The 22,853-nt window shown below is 64.0% G+C and carries 17 protein-coding genes; 10 read left to right on the forward strand and 7 right to left on the reverse strand.

The genetic code is table 11. From position 1 onward, the window contains the following. The first annotated feature begins 55 nt into the window (after positions 1 to 55). A complete protein-coding gene (locus ASR47_RS22375) occupies positions 56 to 1,063 on the forward strand; it encodes a GlxA family transcriptional regulator (RefSeq protein WP_065310300.1) in 1,008 nt (335 codons plus the stop codon). A gap of 5 nt (positions 1,064 to 1,068) precedes the next feature. Here the strand turns inward: ASR47_RS22375 and ASR47_RS22380 are convergent, their stop codons facing one another. Further along, positions 1,069 to 2,175 (reverse strand): S-(hydroxymethyl)glutathione dehydrogenase/class III alcohol dehydrogenase, encoded by a 1,107-nt coding sequence (locus ASR47_RS22380; RefSeq protein ID WP_065310024.1) that lies wholly within the window; start codon positions 2,173 to 2,175, stop codon positions 1,069 to 1,071. A gap of 272 nt (positions 2,176 to 2,447) precedes the next feature. Between ASR47_RS22380 and ASR47_RS22385 the strand changes: the two genes are divergently transcribed. Next, positions 2,448 to 3,914, forward strand: coding sequence for a PQQ-dependent sugar dehydrogenase (locus tag ASR47_RS22385; protein ID WP_065310025.1), 1,467 nt, complete (start codon positions 2,448 to 2,450; stop codon positions 3,912 to 3,914). 85 nt (positions 3,915 to 3,999) lie between these two features. Then, the gene (locus tag ASR47_RS22390) at positions 4,000 to 4,443 is read left to right on the forward strand and encodes a thioesterase family protein (RefSeq protein ID WP_010394760.1); all 444 of its coding nucleotides are present in this window, start codon (positions 4,000 to 4,002) and stop codon (positions 4,441 to 4,443) included. Here ASR47_RS22390 and ASR47_RS22395 read toward each other — a convergent pair. Continuing rightward, complete coding sequence (locus tag ASR47_RS22395) at positions 4,427 to 4,945, reverse strand: DUF3016 domain-containing protein (protein ID WP_065310301.1); 519 nt, start codon at positions 4,943 to 4,945, stop codon at positions 4,427 to 4,429. The genes ASR47_RS22390 and ASR47_RS22395 overlap by 17 nt on opposite strands. Positions 4,946 to 5,342: 397 nt before the next feature. Between ASR47_RS22395 and ASR47_RS22400 the strand changes: the two genes are divergently transcribed. After that, a complete protein-coding gene (locus ASR47_RS22400; RefSeq protein WP_065310026.1) occupies positions 5,343 to 6,848 on the forward strand; it encodes a response regulator in 1,506 nt (501 codons plus the stop codon). Between the two features lie 702 nt (positions 6,849 to 7,550). Here ASR47_RS22400 and ASR47_RS22405 read toward each other — a convergent pair. Beyond that, complete coding sequence (locus ASR47_RS22405) at positions 7,551 to 9,494, reverse strand: GAF domain-containing sensor histidine kinase (protein WP_065310027.1); 1,944 nt, start codon at positions 9,492 to 9,494, stop codon at positions 7,551 to 7,553. 142 nt (positions 9,495 to 9,636) lie between these two features. Here ASR47_RS22405 and ASR47_RS22410 point away from each other — a divergent pair, with 142 nt between their 5' ends. The 5 genes from ASR47_RS22410 to ASR47_RS22430 all read left to right on the forward strand — a co-directional run bounded on the left by ASR47_RS22410 (position 9,637) and on the right by ASR47_RS22430 (position 17,311). Then, a complete protein-coding gene (locus ASR47_RS22410) occupies positions 9,637 to 11,181 on the forward strand; it encodes a C13 family peptidase (RefSeq protein WP_065310028.1) in 1,545 nt (514 codons plus the stop codon). Between the two features lie 22 nt (positions 11,182 to 11,203). Then, the gene (gene czcI / locus ASR47_RS22415; protein WP_065310029.1) at positions 11,204 to 11,575 is read left to right on the forward strand and encodes a cation efflux protein, CzcI family; all 372 of its coding nucleotides are present in this window, start codon (positions 11,204 to 11,206) and stop codon (positions 11,573 to 11,575) included. Between the two features lie 101 nt (positions 11,576 to 11,676). After that, positions 11,677 to 12,924: a TolC family protein gene (locus tag ASR47_RS22420; RefSeq protein ID WP_065310030.1), complete on the forward strand. Its 1,248-nt coding sequence runs from the start codon at positions 11,677 to 11,679 to the stop codon at positions 12,922 to 12,924. After that, positions 12,921 to 14,117, forward strand: a complete 1,197-nt coding sequence (locus tag ASR47_RS22425; protein ID WP_065310031.1) for an efflux RND transporter periplasmic adaptor subunit — start codon at positions 12,921 to 12,923, stop codon at positions 14,115 to 14,117. The genes ASR47_RS22420 and ASR47_RS22425 overlap by 4 nt, the downstream gene beginning before the upstream one ends. A gap of 23 nt (positions 14,118 to 14,140) precedes the next feature. After that, entirely contained in the window at positions 14,141 to 17,311 is a 3,171-nt protein-coding gene (locus ASR47_RS22430) for an efflux RND transporter permease subunit (protein WP_065310032.1), read from the forward strand. A 189-nt stretch (positions 17,312 to 17,500) separates the two neighbouring features. On the opposite strand, the gene ASR47_RS22435 is transcribed toward ASR47_RS22430, so the two are convergent. Beyond that, on the reverse strand, positions 17,501 to 18,019 hold the full coding sequence (locus ASR47_RS22435; protein ID WP_065310033.1) for a hypothetical protein: 519 nt from the start codon (positions 18,017 to 18,019) through the stop codon (positions 17,501 to 17,503). A gap of 109 nt (positions 18,020 to 18,128) precedes the next feature. Continuing rightward, positions 18,129 to 18,365, reverse strand: coding sequence for a hypothetical protein (locus ASR47_RS27220; protein WP_150127937.1), 237 nt, complete (start codon positions 18,363 to 18,365; stop codon positions 18,129 to 18,131). A 203-nt stretch (positions 18,366 to 18,568) separates the two neighbouring features. On the opposite strand from ASR47_RS27220, the gene ASR47_RS22440 reads away from it, so the two are divergent. Further along, positions 18,569 to 18,955 (forward strand): hypothetical protein, encoded by a 387-nt coding sequence (locus tag ASR47_RS22440; protein WP_082989111.1) that lies wholly within the window; start codon positions 18,569 to 18,571, stop codon positions 18,953 to 18,955. Here ASR47_RS22440 and ASR47_RS22445 read toward each other — a convergent pair whose 3' ends face one another. Both ASR47_RS22445 and queC read right to left on the reverse strand, forming a co-directional pair. Further along, positions 18,956 to 21,988, reverse strand: coding sequence for a CHASE domain-containing protein (locus ASR47_RS22445; RefSeq protein ID WP_065310035.1), 3,033 nt, complete (start codon positions 21,986 to 21,988; stop codon positions 18,956 to 18,958). 128 nt (positions 21,989 to 22,116) lie between these two features. Beyond that, entirely contained in the window at positions 22,117 to 22,839 is a 723-nt protein-coding gene (gene queC, locus ASR47_RS22450) for a 7-cyano-7-deazaguanine synthase QueC (RefSeq protein ID WP_065310036.1), read from the reverse strand. Positions 22,840 to 22,853 lie beyond the last annotated feature (14 nt).

The following is a 22,853-nucleotide window of genomic DNA, read 5'->3' on the forward strand; positions in this document are numbered from 1 at the left end:
GAGCAGTGCCCACGCATGCTAAGCTGTCGCCTTGACCCAGCTCACCATGCCCCTGATGACCGATTCGCTCGCCACTTCCCGCTCGCCCCTGCGCACCGTCGACATCATTATTTACCCGGGCTTCAAGGCCCTCGAAGCCATCGGCGCCATGAAGGTGTTTGATTATGCCAACACTCACCTGCGCCTGCGCAACTTGCCAGGTGGCTATGACATGCGCATCGCCTCCACTGCCATCGGCCCGGTGGAATCGGACACGCTGATGAATTTGCAGGCCAGCAAAGCCTTGTCGAGCACCAACCTGCCCGACCTGGCGGTGATTGTCGGCTGCCATAACGTCGAGCAGGTGCTCGACGAGATCCCGGCGATTGCCGCCTGGGTGGCGCAGGCGGCGCCACGCATCGATACCCTGGCGGCGCTGTGCACGGGCTGCTTTTTCCTGGCCGAAGCGGGCGTGCTCGATGGCAAGCGCGCCGCCACGCACTGGAGCGCGGTCGACAGCCTGCGCCGGCGCTATCCGCAGATCGACGTCAATGCCGATGCGATCTTCGTGCGCGAAGGCAATGTGTGGACCTCGGCCGGCGTGACGGCCGGCATCGACCTGGCGCTGGCATTGGTGGAAGAGGATTTCAGCCGCGATATCGCCCTGGAGGTGGCGCGCGACCTGGTGGTGTACCTGAAGCGTCCGGGCGGGCAGTCGCAGTTTTCGGTGCACCTGTCGAGCCAGATGACGACCCACCCGACCATCCGCCAGTTGCAGGCATGGATCATGGAACACCTGGCCGAAGACCTCAGCGTGCCGCAGCTGGCGGCCAGCCTGGCCATGAGCGAGCGCAATTTTACGCGCGTGTTCCAGCGCGAAACGCAAACCAATCCCACGGAATTCATCGAAACGGCGCGCTTCGAGGTCGCGCGCCGCTTGCTGGAAGAAAACGTCTCGTCACTGAAACAGGTGGCGGCGCAAACCGGTTTGCACAGCGAAGAACGGCTGCGCCGGCTGTTCCAGAAGAAACTCGGGGTGACGCCGCGCGACTACCGCGAACGTTTCTCCAGCACCAGCCGCTGACTGTATCAGTACAGCACCACCGAACGGATCGATTCGCCGCTCTTCATCAGGTCAAAACCTTCGTTGATGCGTTCGAGCGGCAGGCGGTGCGTGATCAGGTCGTCGATATTGAGCTTGCCTTCCATATACCAGTCGACGATCTTCGGCACGTCGGTACGGCCGCGTGCACCGCCAAACGCGGAACCGCGCCATTCGCGGCCCGTCACCAGCTGGAACGGACGGGTCGAGATTTCCTGGCCGGCCGCCGCCACGCCGATAATGAACGATTTGCCCCAGCCCTTGTGCGTGCACTCGAGCGCCTGGCGCATCAGGGTGGTGTTGCCGACACATTCAAAACTGTAATCGGCGCCGCCGTCGGTCAGCTGCACGATGGCGTCGACCACGTTGTCCACTTCATTCGGATTGATAAAGTGCGTCATGCCGAACTTGCGCGCGATCGCCTGGCGCGCCGGGTTGATGTCGATGCCGATGATCTTGTCGGCGCCAACCATCTTGGCCGCCTGGATCACGTTCAGGCCGATGCCGCCCAGGCCGAACACGGCCACGTTGGCGCCCGCCTCGACCTTGGCCGAGAACAGCACCGCGCCCACGCCGGTGGTCACGCCGCAACCGATGTAGCAGACCTTGTCGAACGGCGCGTCTTCGCGGATCTTGGCCAGGGCGATTTCCGGCACCACGATATAGTTCGAAAAGGTCGAAGTACCCATGTAGTGGAACAGCGGCTTGCCGTCGAGCGAAAAGCGGCTGGTGGCGTCCGGCATCAGGCCACGGCCCTGGGTGCTGCGGATTTTCTGGCACAGATTGGTTTTCTGCGACAGGCAGAACTTGCACTCGCGGCATTCCGGCGTGTACAGCGGAATCACGTGATCGTCTTTTTTCAGGGTTTTCACGCCCGGGCCCACCTCGACCACGATGCCGGCGCCTTCATGGCCCAGGATGGCGGGGAAGATGCCTTCCGGATCGGCGCCCGACAAGGTGTAGTAATCGGTATGGCAGATGCCGGTCGCTTTCAGTTCGATCAGCACTTCGCCTTCGCGCGGGCCGGCCAGGTCGACTTCTTCGATGGTCAATGGGGCGCCGGCCTTCCAGGCCACGGCTGCTTTGGTTTTCATGGGTTGCTCCTGCGCGGTGTGGGTTTCGGATTGCGCATTATGGCCTGCCTGCGCCGCGCGCGGGAAGAACTGCGCCGCAATTGTCTGAAAACGCCGCGCCTTTGTCCGATCGTGCGGCAGCGAACGGACGCGGTATGCGGCCGGCGCATGCTCGCGACAGTTCGGTGATCGCTTGCGACGGATCAAGCCAGCCAGCGAGAAAATGCATGATTGTAGTTCAACGCCGTCATCATCCGACAGGCGGCTGCGTCGTTCCATCCCGGGAGACTGACATGCGCAATCGAATTTCCCCCTCCGCTTTAAAACACACGTTGCTGGCGCTGCTGATGCTGTTCACCGTGGGCCTGCTGGCCTCGTGCGGCGGCCACGACGATGACGACGATCCGCCGCCAGGCGCCACCACCGGCAGCCTGGCGGTCAGCATCAGCGGCCTGCCGGCCGGCGTGAATGGCGCCGTCACCGTCACCGGACCGGCGTCCTACAGCAAGCTGCTGACGGCCTCTGCCACGCTGAACGAGCTGGCGCCCGGCGCCTATGCCGTCACCGCCGCCAACGTGGCGTACGGCACAGGCAACCTGGCGGCCACGCCAGCGAGCCAGCAAGTGCAGGTGGGCGCCGGCACCAGCGCCAGCGCCGGCGTCGCCTACGCGGCCACGGCGCCGCTGGCGCTGGCCCTGCAGGAAGTGGCCAGCGGCCTGCAGGGGCCGACCTTCCTGACGGCGCCGCCCGGCGACAGCCGCCTGTTCATCGTCGAGCGCGCCGGACGCATCCGCATCGTCGCCAACGGCAGCCTGCTGCCCACGCCGTTTCTCGACATCAGCAGCCGCACCACCACCGACGGCGAACGGGGCCTGCTGTCGATGGCGTTTCATCCGCAATACGCCAGCAACGGCTATTTTTTCCTGTACTACACCGATCTGATCGGCAATATCGTCATCGAACGGCGCCAGGTCTCGGCCGGCAACGCCAATGTCGCCGATGCGCTGGCCAGCGTGCAGATCATCGCCATTCCCCACCCCGGCTTCAACAACCACAATGGCGGCCTGCTCAGTTTTGGCCCGGACGGCTATCTGTATGCGGCCACCGGCGACGGCGGCGGCGCCGGCGACCCGGCCGGCAATGCGCAAAATACCAATGTGCTGCTGGGCAAGATGCTGCGCCTCGACGTGAACGCCAGCACCATCGCGCATCCCTACACCATCCCGGCCGGCAATCCCTTCGTCAACATGACGGGCAAGCGCGGCGAAATCTGGGCCTACGGGCTGCGCAATCCCTGGCGCTACGCTTTCGATACCACGGCGCAACTACTGTATATCGCCGACGTGGGCCAGGCCCAGCGCGAAGAAGTCAATGTGGCGCCCATGGGCCAGGCAGGCAACAATTATGGCTGGGACATCATGGAAGGCACGCAGTGCTACGACAGCGCCAGTTGCAGCCAGGCTGGGCTGGTGCTGCCCAAGGTCGAATACGGCCACGACAGCAACGGTGGCTGTTCGATTACGGGCGGGTATGTGTATCGCGGCACGGCGCTGCCGGAGCTGGCGGGCCACTACCTGTACTCCGACTTTTGCAGCGGCTGGCTGAAGAGTTTCACTTACAGCAATGGCAGCGCCTCGGCCGTGACGACCTGGAATATCACCAACGTCGGCAATATCGTGTCGTTCGGCCAGGATGCGCAAAAGGAACTGTACCTGCTCGGCGGCAGCGGCAAAGTGTATCGCATCGTGCGCAAGCAATGACACAGTGGCATTTTTCGACGCCCGGCGGGGAAGCAGCTAGAATTGACTTTCCCGCCACCTCCGGCGCACCTGCAAAGAGAGACCCATGGCCCGTTTGAAACTTGAATTTCCTGAAGACCAATACTGCTATTCCTCGCAACTGACGGTACGCACCACCGACATCAATGCCGGCAATCATCTTGGCAACGACTCCATGATCTCCATGATTTCAGAGGCGCGCGCCCGCTTCCTGTTCGAATTCGGCGTGCGCGACATCGAGGCCGACGGCACCGGCATCATCGTCACCGACCTGGCCACCACCTACCGCGCCGAAGCCCATGCGCGCGACCAGCTGCTGTTCGAAGTAGGCGTGATGGACTTCAACAAATACGGCGGCGACATCACCTTCCGCATCACGCGTCCGCGCGACAACACCCTGATCGCCATGGCCAAGTCCGGCTTTGTGTTTTTCAACTACAAGCGCAGCCAGGTAGTGCCCATGCCGGAAGAGTTCGGCAGCAAATTTACCCAGGTTAACTGGATCGATTGAGCCGGCTCAGCGGTATGTTGAAGGCTTTGGCAAACCATTCGTCGATCATCCGCTTTTCATAGCGCAAGCGCTCGCCGCTGGCGTAACGGTTCATATGGGTCAGGTAAGCCATGTCGGACAGCTGCGCATCGGCGCTCCCGATCACCTTGCCGTCCTGTTCCAGCACGTAGGACAGGCTGATGCGCGGCCAGTCGGCGCCGCCGGTCATTACGCGGATGTCATTCGCTGTCCTGAGCGCCGGATTTTCGCGGCCCGCGAGGTCGATATCCTTGACGACGATCTTGAGCTGCTGGCCGGCAGGCAGCGTGGCGCCCAGTTTTTCGAAGTGGCGCGTCAGTTCCGTCAGCACTTCTTCGCGCTTGTGCTGGTCGAACGATACGTCCATGAATTGTTCCGGCTTGTCATAGCGCACCTCGGTGTTCGAGGCAGCCTGCGCCCAGGCCCCATTGCTTGCCAACAAGACGGCTCCCGCCAGCAGCAGGCGCCTGATTTCCTTCTTCATGATCATCCCTTTCAAAAAACAATGGCAGTCAGCTCCAGCGTCGAATATACGCGCTTCACCTGCTCTGCCCACTGAAATTCATACCTTGTTACGAAGTGGCGAACAGCAGGTGCGGCCATAAGCTCTAGCTGTAATTTTTTAATGGCAATATCAATTAAAACAAAGTATTGTCTTGAGAATATAGTTGCATAAGATATAAAGCATGTATGACAATGTTTTCATGTATTGAAGACACTGTTGCATGGAAACAGGACAATTAATCTTGCCTGTTGTTAATACCATGCGCTCGGTCTACAATCGACAGAATGCGCCCGGAAAACGCGCAACGCCACTGGTGGCGCACAGGGATCGCCTGGCGCCTGGCGGTCAGTCATGCCCTTTAGCGGAACTCGCCCTTATGTCATTTTTGTCTTCAGCCTCGCCCAAGTTACCACCGTGGAAAGTCTTGCTTGTCGACGATGAACCCGACATCCACGACATCACCAAGCTGACATTGTCCCGTTTCCGCCTCGAAGGCCGCGCCCTCAGTTTCGTGCATGCTTACAGCGGCGCCGAGGCCAAGCAGGTGCTGGCGCGCGAGGAGGGCATTGCGCTGGTGTTTCTCGACGTGGTGATGGAGCGCGAAGACAGTGGGCTGGAAGTGGCGCGCTGGATGCGCGAAGATCTCGGCAACCACTTTACCCGCATCGTGCTGCGCACGGGCCAGCCTGGCCAGGCGCCGGAAGAGCGCGTGATCGTCAATTACGATATCAACGATTACAAGGAAAAAACCGAGCTCGACCGCACCAAGCTGTTTACCACCACCTTTGCCGCCCTGCGCGCCTACCGCGACATCATGAAGGTCGAGGAAGCGCGGCTGTCGCAGCTGCATTACCGCGAAGGCCTGGAGCGCGTGATCGCCGCCTCGGCGCACATCTTCAAGCAGCGCAACCTGCGCGACTTCGCCAGCGGCCTGCTGCAGCAAGTGGTCGCCCTGCTGCGCCTGGAAACAAGCATGCTGCTGCGCCTGCGCGGCGCCAGCGCCATTACCGGCGTGCAGGATTATGAAATCCTGGCGCAGATCGGCGACACCGACGACGCCATGCTGAGCCCTGCCCTGCTGTCGCAGCTGGACGAGGCCAAGAGCAACAAGATTTCGCGCCTGCATGGCGACACCTATGTCGGCTATTTTCCCAACAGCAGCGGCAAGGCGTCCCTGCTGGTATTAAAGGGCGTGGAAGAAATTTCCGACCTCGACGCGCAGCTGCTGGAAGTATTCTGTTCCGGCGTGGCGATCGCCTTCGACAACATCCTGCTGACCCAGGAAATCACCGACACCCAGGCCGAACTGATCTTGCGCCTGGGCGACGTGGTCGAATCGCGCTCCCACGAAGGCGGCAACCACGTGCGCCGCATGGCCGAAGTGTGCCAGCTGCTGGCGCAGGCGTCGGGGATGTCGGACGAAGAAACCATGGTGCTGCGCCACGCCGCACCGATGCACGACATCGGCAAGATCTCGACCCCCGACGCGGTGCTATTGAAACCGGGCAAGCTCGACGCGGCCGAATGGGAAATCATGAAGCAGCACCCGACGGTCGGCATGTCCATCCTCGACGGCTCGCAGCGCCCGCTGTTAAAAGCAGCCGCCGTGATCGCCCACCAGCACCATGAAAAATACGACGGCAGCGGCTACCCGCAAGGCCTGGCCGGCGAAGACATCCACAAATACGCCCGCATCGCTGCGGTGGCCGACGTCTTCGACGCGCTGATGCACAAGCGCTGCTACAAGGAAGCCTGGCCCCTCGAACGCGTGGTCAGCTACCTGCGCGAAGTGAGCGGCAGCCACCTCGATCCGCAGTATGTGGAGTTGTTGATTGCGAATCTCGATGAGGCGCTGGCGCTCAATCAGCGGTTTCCGGACTAGGCGGAGTTGCCGCAGACGTCAGCGATACGCTAGGCGGACGCGGCACGGGCTATGCAGGCACGGCCTTTTTATCAGTCGCAATCAGTGGGTCTGAAGAAGCCGCAGAAAGTGGCTGCGGCTGAGCTCGTCATGCACGGTTTGCGAATGCGGTGGGAATTGATGAGGGTCGGCAATAAGCCAAAAGCGGCCACTGAATAATTTAAAAACGAAAGTTGCAAATGTTGAGATTTGCCCGGCAAAATGCGAGGTTTATAGCTCCCCTTCCTTGGCTATTGCTGTCAGTTATGAAGTTCTGGAACGCTGTAGAAACTGGACATTTTGTTCTGTACGTTGAATCATTTGCGTTCGTACTCGTGGCAGGTTTATTTTATTTTGCACAACTGAAACTGCACCTTAAGCGGCAGGCAAAAACGATTTAGATTGGGGAGCAGGATTGCTTGCACAGAATGGAAAGGCCGCTGTGGGGCGACAGCAGCCACACCTCAAATAGCCAAGTGCCCTTGCCCTGGCAATATGCACACCAGCAAACCAAGTTTCGCCCCAAGACCCCAACCTGGGCGCTTCGGGCCAAGCGGGCCTGAAAAATGTCGAGGGCAAGGCGCGGCGACGAAGACAGTACGCATGGTCGGCGAGGAGCCGCAACGCAGCCATCGGCATTTTCTCAGGCCCGCGTCTCCGGCCCGCTGTTTTGAAGTTTAAAGTTCAAGCACTCTTCGGTTCGAGGGGGAAGCGTATCGTATAGTGCAACCCCATCCCCGGCGCACTCGCCACCTTGACCGTCCCTCCCAAAGGCCCCGTCACCAGGTTATACAAAATATGCGCCCCCAAGCCACTGCCCCCGGACCCACGCTTGGTCGTAAAAAACGGATCAAACAACTGTCCCAGGGTGGCACTATCCATCCCCAACCCATCATCGCTATAGTCGAGCAGCAGCATCTCGCCGTCGCTGCGAGCGCTGATCCTGATATTGCCCGGCTCGCCTTCCGCAAACCCATGTACCAAGGAATTGACCACCATATTGGTGACGATCTGCGAAATCGCGCCAGGATAACTGCGCAGCTGCAGCTCGGGTGCGCACTCGACCTCGACCTTGATCGGCTTGCCCTTGAGCTTGGGCTGCAGCGACAATAAAATTTCGTCGAGATATTTGCGCAGGTTAAAGCTGCGCATGTCGTCCGAAGACTGGTCGACGGCCACCTGCTTGAAGCTGCGCACCAGCGCCGCGGCGCGCTGGGTGTTGGTGGTCATGATGCGCAGGGTCTGGTCGATAATGCCGAAAAACTCCTGCAAGCCGTCTTCGTCGAGCTGGCCGGACGCCAGGTCTTCGCGCGTCAGTTTGAGCTCCTGCACCAGGTGGCTGGTGGCCGTGACGCAAATGCCCAGCGGCGTATTGATTTCATGGGCGACGCCGGCCACCAGGCGACCCAGCGAGGCCAGCTTTTCCTGGCGCACCAGTTCCGACTGCGCTTCCTTCAAGGCCTGCAGCGCGCTGTTCAGGGCCGCATTCTGCTCTTCCAGGGCTTCCTTGGCCTGGCGCATGGCGCGGTCGGCCTGCATGCGGGCGATCGCCACCGCCACATGGCTGGCCATAAAGGCCAGCACATCCAGCTCCGCCTGGCCATACACCACTGAAGCATCATAACTTTGCACGATGATCACGCCATAGGCGCGCTCACCCAGCAGCATCGGCGCGCCCATCCAGCTGGCGATGCCGGCATTGCCGAGCGGCTCGTTCATTTTGCCGCTGGCCAGCAGCGCCGCATAGCTGCCGGCGTCGAGCAGGCAGGGCTGGCGCCGCGCCAGCACATAGGAACTCATGCCCACGCCATAATGAAAACGTTTCACTGGCGCCTGCGCATCTTTTTCATCGACAAAGTACGGAATCGTGATCTCGTGGCTATCCGGATGGTACAGGGCGATCAGGAAATTTTTGGCCGTCACCAGTGCGCTGATGATGGCGTGCAGGCGCGTGTACAGGGTGGTGGCGTCGGCCGCCTGGGCCGACAGGTTGGCGATTTCAAACAGCGCATGCTGCAGGTTTTCCGCGCGGCGCCGCTCGGCCACTTCGTGCGCCAGCAGGGCCGTGCGTTCCTGCACCGCCTTTTCCAGCCGGTCCATGCTTTGCAGGCCTTGCAGCGCGCTCGACACATGGGTGGCGATCAGCGCGAACAGGGCCTCGTCTTCCTGGCTGAAGCGGTGCTCGGCGTCGTAGCTCTGGATTACGATGGCGCCCAGCACCTGGTGCTGCTGGTCGAGCAGCGGGCAGCCGATCCAGTGCTCGGCCGCCGTGCCGCCGCCCCAGGAAGCGCCGCCCTCGACATGCATGGCCGCGTCGCCAGCCGTCATCACCAGCTGCCTGCGGTTGACAATGACCCAGGCAGTGGGCGACTGTTCGGCGCTGGCCAGGCGCACGCCGTGGGCCGCATCGGGCGCGCTGTCGAACTCGTCGACAAAGTACGGAAAGCGCACGGTACCGTCGTCGCGGTCGCTCAGCGCCACATAAAAATTGGCCGCATACATGATGCGCCCCAGAGCCGCATGCACCGCCTGCAGGAAGTCGGCGATATCGCTGCAGGTGCTGGAACGCTGGCCGATCTCCAGCAACACGGTTTGTACCGCTTCCAGGCGGCTGAGACGACTTTCCATAGGGCTTTCCTGACGGCGGCAAAAATAGTTCCAAAAATCAATGTTAGCAGTTCACATGACCCTTGGCACGTTAAACCGGCAAGGATTTGCCAGCATCCGGCGACAGTGGCAGACTAGGGGCTCGTCCACGCAAGATTTCCCCATGAACACATCGCTACGCGCCGCAGTCCGCCCCTACACCCTTGCCGGCCTGCTGCTGTTTTCCGCCTTCGGCCTGCCGCCGCTGTGCGCCGCGCCGGCGCGCGTGCCGGCCGCGCAGACGGCCGATGGCGGACGCTATTTCGGCCCGCTGGTCGACGGCAAGATGCAGGGCAAGGGGCGGCTCGAATACGCGAGCGGCGCCTACTATGAAGGCGGCTTCGAGCGTGGCGTGTTCAGCGGCCAGGGCGTGTTGCGCCAGCCCTCGGGCGTGCGCTACGAAGGCCAGTTCCGCCAGGGTGCGTTCGAAGGACAAGGCCGCTATACCTCGCCCAGGGGAGAGGTGTACAACGGCCATTTCACCAAGGGCAATTTCGACGGCCAGGGCAGCTACCAGGGCGTGGACGGCAGTTATGTCGGTGCCTTTCGCAACTGGAAGCCGCATGGCGCCGGCGTGCTGACCGACAGCGACGGCATGGTCTTCCAGGGACAGTTCGTGCAAGGCCAGCCGCAGGGCAAGATGCAGGTCAGTACGCCCGACGGCATCATCTACACGGGCGGACTGAAGGACTGGAAGTTCGATGGCGAGGGCGTATTGCAAACCGCCGAGGGCGACGAATACAGGGGCCACTTCAGCAACGGCCTGTTCGACGGCGCCGGCGTGCTGCGCTACGCGCACGCCCAGCCGGACGGGCGCACCAGCGACAGCGGCAACTGGACCGAAGGGCAGCTCGACGACCCGGCAGCGGACAAGCTCACGCGCGACAATATCGAACTGGCTTTGTACAATCAGCCGGCGCTGCTGGAAAAAACCCTGGCCGGCGTGCTGCCGCGCGACCCGGCAAAGAAAATCAATCTGTATTTTCTCGGCGTCGCCGGCGATGGCGCGCAGGAAGTGTTCCGCCGCGAAACGGCCTTCGTGCAGCGCCAGTTCGACCGCGACTATGGCACGGCCGGGCGCTCGATGGTGCTGGTCAACAGCCGCAACACGGTGGCGCAGCAGCCGATGGCCACCCGCACCAGCCTCCGCGCCAGCCTCGACGCGCTGGGCGCGAAAATGGACAAGAACAACGACGTGCTGTTCTTGTTCCTGACCAGCCACGGCTCGGCCGACCACCAGCTGGCGCTGGCGCAAAACGGCATGGACCTGCACAGCCTGCCCGCCCAGGACCTGGCCGGCATGCTGAAACACAGCGGCGTCAAATGGCGCGTGATCGTCGTCTCGGCCTGCTATTCGGGCGGCTTTATCGCCCCCTTGAAGGACGACCATACCCTGATCATCACGGCCGCACGGCCAGACCGTACTTCGTTCGGCTGCGACGACCAGGCCGAGTTCACCTACTTCAGCGAAGCGTATTTCAAGCAAGCCTTGCCCACCAGCGCGGGCTTTGCCGAAGCGTTCGAGAAAGCAAAGACACTGGTGCGCGCGCGCGAAGCGCAAGACTTCAAGGACAGCGGCGAGGGCGAAGAGGAGCATTCCGAACCACAGATTTTCCAGGGCAAGGCCATCGGCCAGCAGCTGAAAAACTGGCGCGCCCAGCCGCGTTAAATTCGGTACAATGGCCGCAGCGATGAAAAAATTCTTCCTGCTCCTGCTGCTGTTCGTGCTTCCGCTCCAGATGTCCTGGGCCGCGGCGAGCGCCTATTGCCTGCATGAAGAAGGCAAGGCGGCCCAGCACCTGGGCCACCACAGCCACCAGCACAAGGCCAGCGCCGACGACGAACCGCAGCCCGACGACGCCGGCAAGGACCTGAAAGCCAAGGCCAAGCCGCACGGCGACTGCAACGTCTGCCACGGCATCGGCCATGCCTGGCTGCCGCCCGGCGCCACCATGCCCGTGTTCGACTCGGCCTCGCTGACCATCGATAGCATTTTTTCCCTGTACGTCTCGCATATTCCCGATGGGCCCAAGCGGCCCGACTGGTCGCCGGTCCTTTCCTAGACCGGCGGGACGCTCTCACTGTTAGTCATCGCGCCGCGCTGTGAAGCGCCGTGCCTGCACACACGTCCCGTCGAATTTCTTTCCCTTATCAGGAGCATTCGATGTACCGACTCATGTATTGCCTATTGCTGGGCCTTATTGCGCCCGCGCCTGCCTTTGCCCAAGCGCAGCAGGAAGCGCCCGGTCCCTTGAGCCTGGGTGCCGCGCTGCAGCTGGCCGAAGCCGGCAACCCCACCCTGTCGGCCGCGCGCCATGAACTGGCGGCCCAGGGCGGCAGCTTGCAACAGGCGCAGGCGCTGCCCAATCCCGAACTGCAAACCGTGCTCGAAGATACGCGCCGCGCCTCGCGCAGCACCACCGTGCAAGTCAATCAGCTGATCGAGCTGGGCGGCAAGCGCGGCGCGCGCGCCGCCGTGGCCCTGCGCGGCCAGGACCTGGCGCAAGCGGCGCTGGCACTGCAAGCGGCCGACACGCGCGCCGCGGTCACCACCGCGTTTGCCGACGTGCTGGCCGCGCAGGAAGGCTTGCGCCTGGCCGACAGCGCACAGGCGCTGGCGGCGCGCGCCAGCGACATCACGGCGCGCCGCGTGACGGCCGGCAAGGCCTCGCCGGTGGAAGCGACGCGCGCCAAGGTGCTTGAAGCCAGTGTGCGGCTGGAAGGCAATCTGGCGCGCAGCAACCTGACCCAGGCACGCCAGCGCCTGGCCGCGCTGTGGGGCGCCAGCGCGCCCCGCTTTACCGAGGCCGAGGGGCGGCTCGATGTGCTGCCGCCACTGCCCTCGCCGGCGCAGCTGGCGGCGCGGCGCGATGCCGCCCCCGGCGTGCGCCAGGCGCGCAGCCATCTGGCGCAGCGGCAGGCCATGCTGGAGGTGGAACAGCGCCGCGCCACGCCCGACGTCACCGTCAGCATCGGCATGAAACGCTCGGCAGAGCTGGGCCGCAACCAGGCGATTATCGGCCTGGCTTTGCCCTTGCCCCTGTTCGACCGCAATGCCGGCAACCAGCTCGATGCCTTGCGCCGCAGCGACAAGGCCGGCGACGAACTGGCAGCCGCCCAGGTGCAGCTGCAAACAGCGCTGGCGCAGACGCGCGACCGGCTGGCCACGGCCAGGCTGGACGCCGAAAGCCTGCAAAACGAGATCGTGCCCGGTGCGCAAAGCGCCTATGACGCGGCCAGCAGGGGCTTCGAGTTCGGCAAGTTCGCCTTTCTCGATGTGCTCGATGCCCAGCGCACCTTGCTGCAAGCGAAAAACCAGACCCTGCGCGCGCTGACCGAAGCGCACCACGCGGCCGCCGAACTCGAGCGCCTGCTGGGCGCCCCCGTGACCACGCAAGAAAGCCTGCCATGAATATCACATTGAGCAAAAAACAGCTGATCGCCATCGCGGCCATCCTTATCGCCGGCATCGTGCTGGCACTGCTGATTCTTGGCAATGGCGGCGCCAAGGACGACCATGCACATGAAGAAGAGAAACACGCCCATGCCGAAGAAAAATCCGCGCCGCCAGTCGAAGGGCTGTTGCTGATGAGCGCCGAGCAAGGCAAGGCGGCCGGCGTGGTCATTGCCACAGCCGCGCCGGGACGTATCCAGACCAGCGTGGCCCTGCCCGGTGAAATCCGCTTCAATGAAGACCGCACGGCGCACGTGGTGCCGCGCCTGGCTGGCGTAGTCGAGGCCGTGCATGCGGACCTGGGGCAGCTGGTGAAAAAGGGGCAGGTACTGGCCGTGATCGCCAGCACGGAATTGTCCGAGCAGCGCAGCGCGTTGCTGTCGGCCCAGCGCAGACTATCGCTGGCGCGTGCCACCTACGAGCGCGAAAAGATGCTGTGGCAGGAAAAAATCTCGGCTGAACTCGACTACCTGCAAGCCCAGCAGGCGTGGCGCGAAGCGGAGATCGCGGTGCAGAACGCACAGCAGAAACTGCAGGCCCTGGGCGCCGCCGGCAGCGCCAAGGGGCCGCTGAACCGCTACGACATCCGCGCGCCGTTCGACGCCATGGTGCTGGAAAAGCACATCACGCTGGGCGAAGCGGTCAAGGAAGACGCGAATATCTTTGTCATCTCCGACCTGTCGACCGTCTGGGCTGAAATCGCCGTGCCGGCCAAGGACCTGGCCACCGTGCGCGTCGGCGGCAAGGTGCTGGTGAAAGCGTCGGCCTTCAATGCCAGCGCCAAAGGCACGATTACCTATGTCGGCGCGCTGCTCGGCGAGCAGACGCGCACGGCCAAGGCGCGCATCAGCCTGCAAAACCCCGACATGGCCTGGCGCCCGGGCCTGTTTGTCAGCGTCGAAGTGATCGCTGGCGAACAGGACGCACCGGTCACCGTGCAGAGCACGGCGATCCAGTCGGTGGAAGACAAACCATCGGTATTCGTGCAGCTCAAGCATGGCTACCAGGCCACGCCGGTGATTACCGGCCGCAGCGACGGCCAGCTGACGGAAATCACCAGGGGATTGGCGGTGGGCACGCCGTATGCGGCGCAAGGCAGCTTTACCTTGAAATCCGAGCTGGGCAAGGCGTCCGCCGGCCACGAGCACTGATAGACCAGAACAGGGACACCATCATGTTTGAACGCTTGATCCGCTTTGCCATCGCCCAGCGCGCGCTGGTGATGCTGGCCGTGGCCGCCATGGCCGCCTTCGGCATCTACAACTACCAGCAACTGCCGATCGACGCCGTGCCCGATATCACCAATGTGCAGGTGCAAATCAATACGGCGGCGGCCGGCTACTCGCCGCTGGAAACCGAGCAGCGCATCACCTTTCCGATCGAGACGGCGATGGCCGGCCTGCCGAAACTGGAACAGACCCGTTCGCTGTCGCGCTACGGCCTGTCGCAGGTCACGGTGATTTTCAAGGACGGCACCGACATCTATTTTGCGCGCCAGATGATCAACGAGCGCCTGCAGGAGGCGAAGGAAAGCCTGCCAGCCGGCATCACGCCGAAGATGGGGCCGGTGTCGACCGGTCTCGGTGAAATCTACCTGTGGACGGTGGAAACCAGGCCGGGCGCAAAAAAGCCCGATGGCACGCCATACACGCCGACCGACCTGCGCGAAATCCAGGACTGGATCATCAAGCCGCAGCTGCGCAATGTGCTGGGGGTCACGGAAATTAACGCCATCGGCGGCTACGCCAGGCAATACCAGGTGGCGCCGCATCCGGACAAGCTGGGCTCCTACGGCATCAGCCTGCAGGAGATCGTCGCCGCGCTCGAGCGCAACAACAGCAATGTGGGCGCCGGCTATATCGAACGCCAGGGCGAGCAGCTGCTGATACGCGCGCCGGGCCAGGTGGGCAATCAGGACGATATCGCCAATATCGTGGTGGCCAGCCGCGAAGGCGTGGCGATCCGCATCCGCGACGTGGCCGATGTCGTCATCGGGCGCGAACTGCGCACCGGCGCGGCCACCGAGAACGGACGCGAAGTGGTGCTCGGCACGGTGTTCATGCTGATCGGGCAGAATAGCCGCGCCGTGTCGCAGGCGGTCGACAAGAAGATGGTGGAAATCAACCGCAGCCTGCCCGAGGGGGTGCATGCCGTCACCGTGTATGACCGCACGGTGCTGGTCGACAAGGCCATCAATACGGTCAAGAAAAACCTGCTGGAAGGCGCCGTGTTGGTGATCGCCATCCTTTTTATGTTCCTGGGGAACATAAGAGCCGCCCTGATCACGGCCATGGTGATTCCCTTGGCCATGCTGTTCACGTTTACGGGCATGGTGCGGTTCCATGTCAGCGCCAACCTGATGAGCCTGGGCGCGCTGGACTTCGGCATCATTATCGATGGCGCCGTGGTGATCGTGGAAAACTGCGTGCGCCGCCTGGCCCACGCGCAGCACAAGCTGGGCCGGCGCTTGAGCTTGCCCGAACGCTTTGCGGAGGTATTCGCGGCCTCGCACGAGGCACGCCGGCCGCTGCTGTACGGCCAGCTGATCATCATGGTGGTGTACCTGCCGATCTTTGCGCTGACCGGCGTCGAAGGCCGCATGTTCACCCCGATGGCCCTGACGGTGGTGATAGCACTGCTGGGCGCGATGCTGCTGTCGATCACCTTTATTCCGGCCGCAGTGGCGCTGTTTATCGGCGACAAGGTGGCCGAAAAGGAAAACGCCGTCATGCGCGCCGCCAGGCGCTGGTATGCGCCGGCGCTGGACAAGGTGATGGGCAATACGCCGGTGGTGCTGGTGTTTGCCGCCGTGGCCGTGCTGCTGTCGGGCCTGCTGGCCACGCGCATGGGCAGCCAATTCGTGCCCAGCCTGAACGAAGGCGATATCGCCATCCAGGCGCTGCGCATTCCCGGCACCAGCCTCACGCAATCGCTGGCGATGCAGCAGCAGCTGGAAACCAGGCTGATGAGCAAACACCAGGAAATCGAGCGCGTGTTCGCCCGCACGGGCACGGCCGAGATCGCGTCCGACCCGATGCCGCCGAATATCTCGGACGGCTACATCATGCTCAAACCGCGCGCGCAGTGGCCGCGGCCCAACAAGCCGCGCGAGCAGTTGCTGGCCGAAATCGAGGCCACGGCCACCAGTCTGCCGGGCAGCAACTACGAGTTCTCGCAGCCGATCCAGCTGCGCTTCAATGAACTGATCTCCGGCGTGCGCAGCGACGTGGCGGTGAAACTGTATGGCGACGACATGGCCGTGCTCGATGCGACGGCGGCCCGCATTGCCGGCGTGCTGGGCAAGGTGGCCGGCGCCACCGAAGTGAAGGTCGAGCAGACCAGCGGCCTGCCGATGCTGACAGTGCAGATCGACCGCGAGCAGACGGCGCGCTATGGCCTGAACATGGCCGACGTGCAGGCGGCGATTTCGACGGCCATCGGCGGCCAGCAGGCCGGCACCGTGTTCCAGGGCGACCGCCGTTTCGACATCGTGGTGCGCCTGCCCGACAGCCTGCGCAGCGACCTGGAACAACTGAAGCGTTTGCCGCTGGCCCTGCCCCAGGGCGCCACTGCCGAAGGCCGCGCGCGCTTTATTCCGCTCGGCGAAGTGGCCAGCCTGCAGGTGGCGCCCGGGCCAAACCAGATCAGCCGCGAAGACGGCAAGCGCCGCATCGTCATCAGCGCCAATGTGCGCGGGCGCGATATCGGCTCGTTCGTCGCCGAGGCCACGCAGCAGCTGCAATCCCAGGTCAAGATTCCGGCCGGCTACTGGACCAGCTGGGGCGGCCAGTTCGAGCAGCTGCAGTCGGCCACCGCGCGATTGCAGCTGGTGGTGCCGCTGGCCCTGGGCCTGGTGTTCATTGTGCTGTTTGCCATGTTCGGCAATGTGAAAGATGGCTTGCTGGTGTTCAGCGGCATTCCGTTTGCGCTGACCGGCGGCATCCTGGCGCTGTGGCTGCGCGATATCCCGCTGTCGATCTCGGCGGCGGTGGGCTTTATCGCGCTGTCGGGCGTGGCCGTGCTGAACGGGCTGGTGATGATCGCCTTTATCCGCCAGCTGCGCGAGCAGGGCCTGCCGCTGCAAGAGGCGATCCGCGACGGCGCCCTGTCGCGCTTGCGGCCGGTGTTGATGACGGCGCTGGTCGCCTCACTGGGTTTCGTGCCGATGGCGATCGCCACCGGCACCGGCGCCGAAGTGCAGCGTCCGCTGGCCACGGTGGTGATCGGCGGCATATTGTCGTCGACGGTGTTGACCTTGCTGGTGCTGCCGTTGTTGTACCGGCTGGCTTACAGGAGAGAGACGAATGGCACCGACGATGTTGTCGGGTTACGCGCTGTGCGCTAACCCGACCTACGTTGAGTGCCGAAGCGTAGGTCGGATTAGCGAGGCGCAGCCTCGCGTAATCCGACAACATTGTTGGCCGGGGCCGGAGGTAGTGTCTCGCGTAATCCGACAACATTGTTGGCCGGGGCCGGAGGTAGTGCCTCGCGTAATCCGACAACATTGTTGGCCGTGGCCGGAGGTGGCGCCGGGTCAGGGTTTGCGGTAGCCGCCCTCGATCCAGTTGGCCGCCGCGGTGGCGTTGAATTTGAATGCGGCCGGGGCGCGCACCTTGGCGATCTGTTCGCCGTCGGCGTCGTAGGCGCTCAGCTCGGCGTACGGGTGCTCTTCGTCGGGCACGATGTCGAACATGACCTTGACCTGACCCTCGTCGGTGGCCACGTATAAACTCTTGTGCAGTTGCGCATGCAGCTGCTGTTCGTGGCGGCGCAGCACCTCGGAGGCGGTTTTCACCAGGGTGTTAAACGCGTTCACGTCGAGCGGCTTGGGGTTTTTCTTGTCGCGGCCCATGGTCCACGGACCGACCAGGGCCGGCTCCGGTTCGCCATCCTTGATCATGGCCACGGCCCAGCCTTCGTCTTCCTCGTTCTTGATCACGCGCGCGGTCCAGCCGTTGCCTGTCCACAGGCGCGGTTCCTGGATCGGGGCGTCGCTGTCTGCTTCATCCTGCTCGGAAAGGTGATCGGAAAACTCGGGAAGATCGGTACTCATGGCGGTGCTCGTGAAGGAGGGTGGGGCCTGCATGATAGACGAAATCGCCCTGCCGTGCCGCGTTTGGCATACGCCAAACGGCATGCCGCCCCACCTTGCTACAGCCCGCTCAGCACATCGACATGGCGGGCCGCGCCGGCCAGGTCAGCGGTGGCCCGGGCGGTGTCCAGCGCGGGTCGATGGCCGGCAGCGGCACGCGATAATTAAAGGGGGTAATGATGATCGGCGGGATGGCCGATGGCGCACCGACAGGCTCGGCGCAAGACTTGACGGCGCTACGCTGGCGCGTGGTTCGGTGGTGTGGCAGGGATAGCGATTGATCCCCGTTCGCTGCAGTCACAAGCATGGTGCCCTCCTTGCAAATGTGAGTGTTCAGTATAGGACGCCATCGGCGTATTACAAGAAAAGAAATCTTGTTTGACACCATGCACCGCGCATGCGCCATCCATGCCGCAAAAACGACCGCCTGTCGCACGCGCCTGGCCGGGCCGGAGGCGCGCCGCTACAGTGTGAACATGCTTTTTCCCATTCAACTGCCTGAGGCCTGCCATGAAAAAAATACTCGCGTTTGCCCTGATCCTCGTGCTGGCCTGCCTGTTCCTCGACAAGATCGGCGCCGGCGACATGCACATGCATTTCAACGGCGACGATGTCGACGGCCCGCTGGAGTGGCTGTTCGGTTTGGTGTTTGCCAGCGGCGGCCTGCTGATCGCCCTGCTCGCGCTGCTGTGTGCGGCCGTCGTCGCGGGCGTGGTGGTGGCCAGCGTCGGCCTGTTCATGGTGGCCGGCATCGTCATCGGCGGCGGCGTGCTGGTGCTGGTCTTGCTGGCCTGCAGCGCACCGGTGCTGCTGCCGCTGCTGGTCATTGTGGCCATGGTCTGGTTGCTGTCGAGCCGCAGCCGCAGCCAGGCCAGGGCGCGCCAGTCCGGGCTGTGATCAGCTGGCCATGAACTGGCTCAGCACTCCGCCGTTGCCGCCATCATGGTGTTCCACCCGGTTGCGGCCGCTCCGCTTGGCGCGGTACAGCGCTTCATCGGCGCGCGCCAGCACCGCATCGCAGCCGGCGTCCGTGCCGCTCATGGCCGCCATGCCGATGCTGACCGTCACGCTCAGTAGCGCGCCGCCGTCGATGCCGACCGAGCTGTCGGCGACACGCGCGCGCAAGCGTTCGGCAAACACGGCCGCCGACGCCATGCCGGTGCCCGGCAGCAGGATGGCGAATTCCTCGCCGCCCATGCGGCCCGACACGTCGACCTTGCGCAGCGCCTGGCACATCAGCGCACCCAGGTGGCGCAGCACCACGTCGCCCACCGCGTGGCCGTGCTCATCGTTGACGCGCTTGAAATGATCGATATCGAGCATCAGCACGGTGGCCACGCTGGCCAACTCGCGCTGCAATCGCGCATGTTCGTTGGCCAAAGCCGTCATGAACTGGCGCCGGTTCGGCAGGCCCGTCAGAAAATCGGTGGTGGCCAGTTGCAGCAGTTCGGCATTCATGCGCTTGCGTTCGGTGATGTCGAGCGAAGAGACCATCACGAAGTTCAGGCTGTCGGCATGACCCGGCATCACCAATAAACTCAGCTCGTTTTGGCGCGCCGCGCCATCGAGGCGCTGAAAGCTGCTTTCACACTCGTACACATGGGCGCCGCCGGCCAGCGCCAGCAGCGCCGCGCCAAACGCCGGCAAGGCGGCGTCGTCAAAATTTTGCGCCAGGCCCAGCCTGCCCCGCCGCTGGTCGTCGAGGTTGGCCCGCACCTGCGCCAGCGCGGCGCCATTGGCGTCGAGAATGCGCACCAGGCCGGCCAGGCGCTTGAGTTCGTCAGGACGCCGCTGGAAATACGCCGGCAAGTCCGGCTGATCGAGAAGATCGAGCGCCGCGCGCACGGCCGACCAGTCCTGCTCCCACAAAGCCACCGGCGCGTGGTCGTACAGGCTGCGAAAACGTGCTTCGCCGGCGCGCAGCGCCTGCGCCACCTGCGCCTGCTCGATCGCCATGCCGGCCAGGTGCGCCGCCTCGCTGAGGCGCGCCAGGTGCGAGGCGCCCGGCGCCAGCGGCTGGCGGTGGTAGGCCATCAGCACGCCGAGCAGTTTGCCCGAGCCGCCGCGCACCGGTTCGGCCCAGCACGATTGCAACCCGGCCTGCCCGGCCAGTTCCATCTCGCCCGGCAGGGTTTCGGCGGCGCGCAAGTCGGGCACGCTGATGCGCTGGCCGCTGCGCACCGCCAGCGCCGCCACGCCATGCACGCCGCGCAGCATGTCGAGGCCGTGGCCATGGCTCGACAGGTTGAAGAATGCCGGCAGCGAAGGCGCGGCGCCCAGCACCAGCCGGTGGCGGCCCTCATCGAGCAGCAAGATGCTGCACAGCATGGCATGATGGTCGGCCTGTACCCCCAGCACCACGCTTTCCAGTACTCGTTCCAGCGGCGCGCCGATGGCCAGCATTTCGAGCACCTGGCGCCGCGTGGTTTCGCGCCGCTCGGCCAGGCTGCGTTCGCTGATATCGCGGAAGGTCCACAGCCTGGCCTGCTCATTGCCGAGCTGCATGCTGCGGATATATTGCTCGATCACCCGGCCGTCGCGCAGGTGCAGCAGGTCGCGCTGCTCGCGGTGGCCGTGCGGCGCGTGGCGCAGCGCGTCGAGAAAGGGCGTGGCCTGCTCCAGCCGGCTTTGCACATGCAGCGCCAGCGCCGCGCCATCGGCCTGCCAGTCGAGCGTGTCGGGCACCTGCCACAGGTCGCGAAAGCGCCGGTTCGAAGTAAAGATATGGCCGTCGCGATTGTCGACCAAAATGCCGTCGAGCGTGGAATCGAGGATGTTGCGCAGCATCGCCTGGCTGCGCTGCGCCGCCTCGGCCATCGCCAGCACGCTGGCCTGGCCTTGCTCGAGCTGGCCGGCCATTTCATTGGCGCGCGCCAGCGAGCGCTGCGCCTGGTAGCGGCTGACTGCCAGCAACCAGGTGGCCAGCGCCAGGGCCAGGCTGACGCACAGGCCGGTCCAGCCCACCACCCGCGGACGGGCCAGCAACTCGCCGTCAAACGCAGGCAGCGCGCGCACGCGCACGGTCCAGACATGGCCGGCGATGGTCACGGCCCGGGTCGCCGACAGTCTGGCCGGCGCCGGCTGTGCCGCCGGCAGGCTGTCATAGAGCTGGGTGCCGGCGTCCAGCTGCTCACCGTCGTAGATTTCCAGGTCCAGCAGCCGCGACGCCTCGCCGCCCACGCCGCGCATCAGGTCCTGCATGCGGAACGGCGCGAACACCCAGGCGCGCAAGGCGGCGCGGCGCTGCTGCACGCTGTCGTGCGCCAGGGCGTTGTCGAAAATCGGCATCACCAGCAAAAAACCGTACACCGTGTCGCTGGCGCCATTATCCTGCAACAGCTTGAGCTTGGCCGTCATGGCCGCCTGGCCCGTATCGCGTGCCTGCTCCAGGGCGGCGCGGCGCACCGGCTCGGCCAGCAGGTCGTGGCCCATCGCGCGCAGGTTGCTGGCGTTGAGCGGCTCCAGATAGGTAATCGGCGCCAGCAAGGGCCGCGCGCCCGGCGATTTGATGGCATAGCCAGGCAAGCCCTGCGCGCGCGCCCGCGCCTCGTGCGCCGCGCGCTGCGACGCCGGCAGCAGCGGCAGGTAGCCGATGCCCAGAATGCCGGGGTAGTGGCGGGCCAGGTCGCGCACCGACAGATAGGAGTGGAATTCATCGCGCGTGACGTCGGTCGAGCTGGCGTACAGACCCTGCACGCCATTGAGCAGGTCGGTGTAGGTACGCATGCGGCCGGTAATGCTGCCGACCAGTTCACGCACGCGAAAATCGAAATCGGCGCGCAGCTGCTGTTCACTGGCATCGCTGGCGGCGCGCCAGGCGCCGTAACTGAGGCATAGCCCCAGCAACAGCACCAGCGCCGCGAACAGCGGCGGACCCACCCACTGCGGGCGGTGCGATCTTGACGACAACGGCGAGGCGCGTCTGTTCATGGCGGGCTGGAAAACGGATCGAAGTTCGCGCGAACGCGCCGCCACCGTCGGTAGCGGATGTCAACGATACTACGTCAGCGCAAGCACTGTTGCAAACTTTGTATCTTTGTATCAAAAAGACCACACGATCACGGTGCAGGCAAAGCCGCCTTGCCCGCCACGTACTGGCGATAACCGTTGGCGCGCAGCGCGCAGGCCGGGCACGTGCCGCAGCCATAGCCCCACGCGTGCAGCTGGCCGCGCTCGCCCAGGTAGCAGGTATGCGTGTCGCTGCGGATCAGGTCGACCAGGGTCTGGCCGCCGAGGCTTTCGGCCAGGTCCCAGCTTTGCGCCTTGTCCAGCCACATCAGCGGCGTTTCCAGCTTCAGGCGCGTGGCCATGCCCAGATTCAGCGCCACTTGCAGCGCTTTCATGGTGTCGTCGCGGCAATCGGGATAGCCCGAGAAATCCGTCTCGCACATGCCGCCCACCAGCACCGTCAGGCCGCGGCGGTAGGCCACGGTGGCGGCCACGGTCATGAACAGCAGGTTGCGGCCAGGAACAAAAGTGTTCGGCAAGCCGTTTTCCTGCATCACGATTTCCACGTCCTGCGTCATGGCCGTATCGGAAATGGCCGAGATCAGCGACAGGTCGATCATATGGTCTTCGCCGAGGCGCTCGCGCCACTGGGGCGAGTGCTCGCGCATCCTGGCCAAGAGGCCCGGGCGCACCGTCAGCTCGATGGCATGGCGCTGGCCATAGTCAAAGCCGATGGTCTCTACCCGGCTATAGTGTTCCAGGGCCCAGGCCAGACAGGTGGTGGAATCTTGCCCACCGCTAAACAGCACCAGTGCCGTATCAGTTGCTAACATAATATTCTTTCTTT

The sequence above is a fragment of the Janthinobacterium psychrotolerans genome (genome assembly GCF_001677885.1).
Lineage (GTDB): Bacteria > Pseudomonadota > Gammaproteobacteria > Burkholderiales > Burkholderiaceae_D > Janthinobacterium > Janthinobacterium psychrotolerans.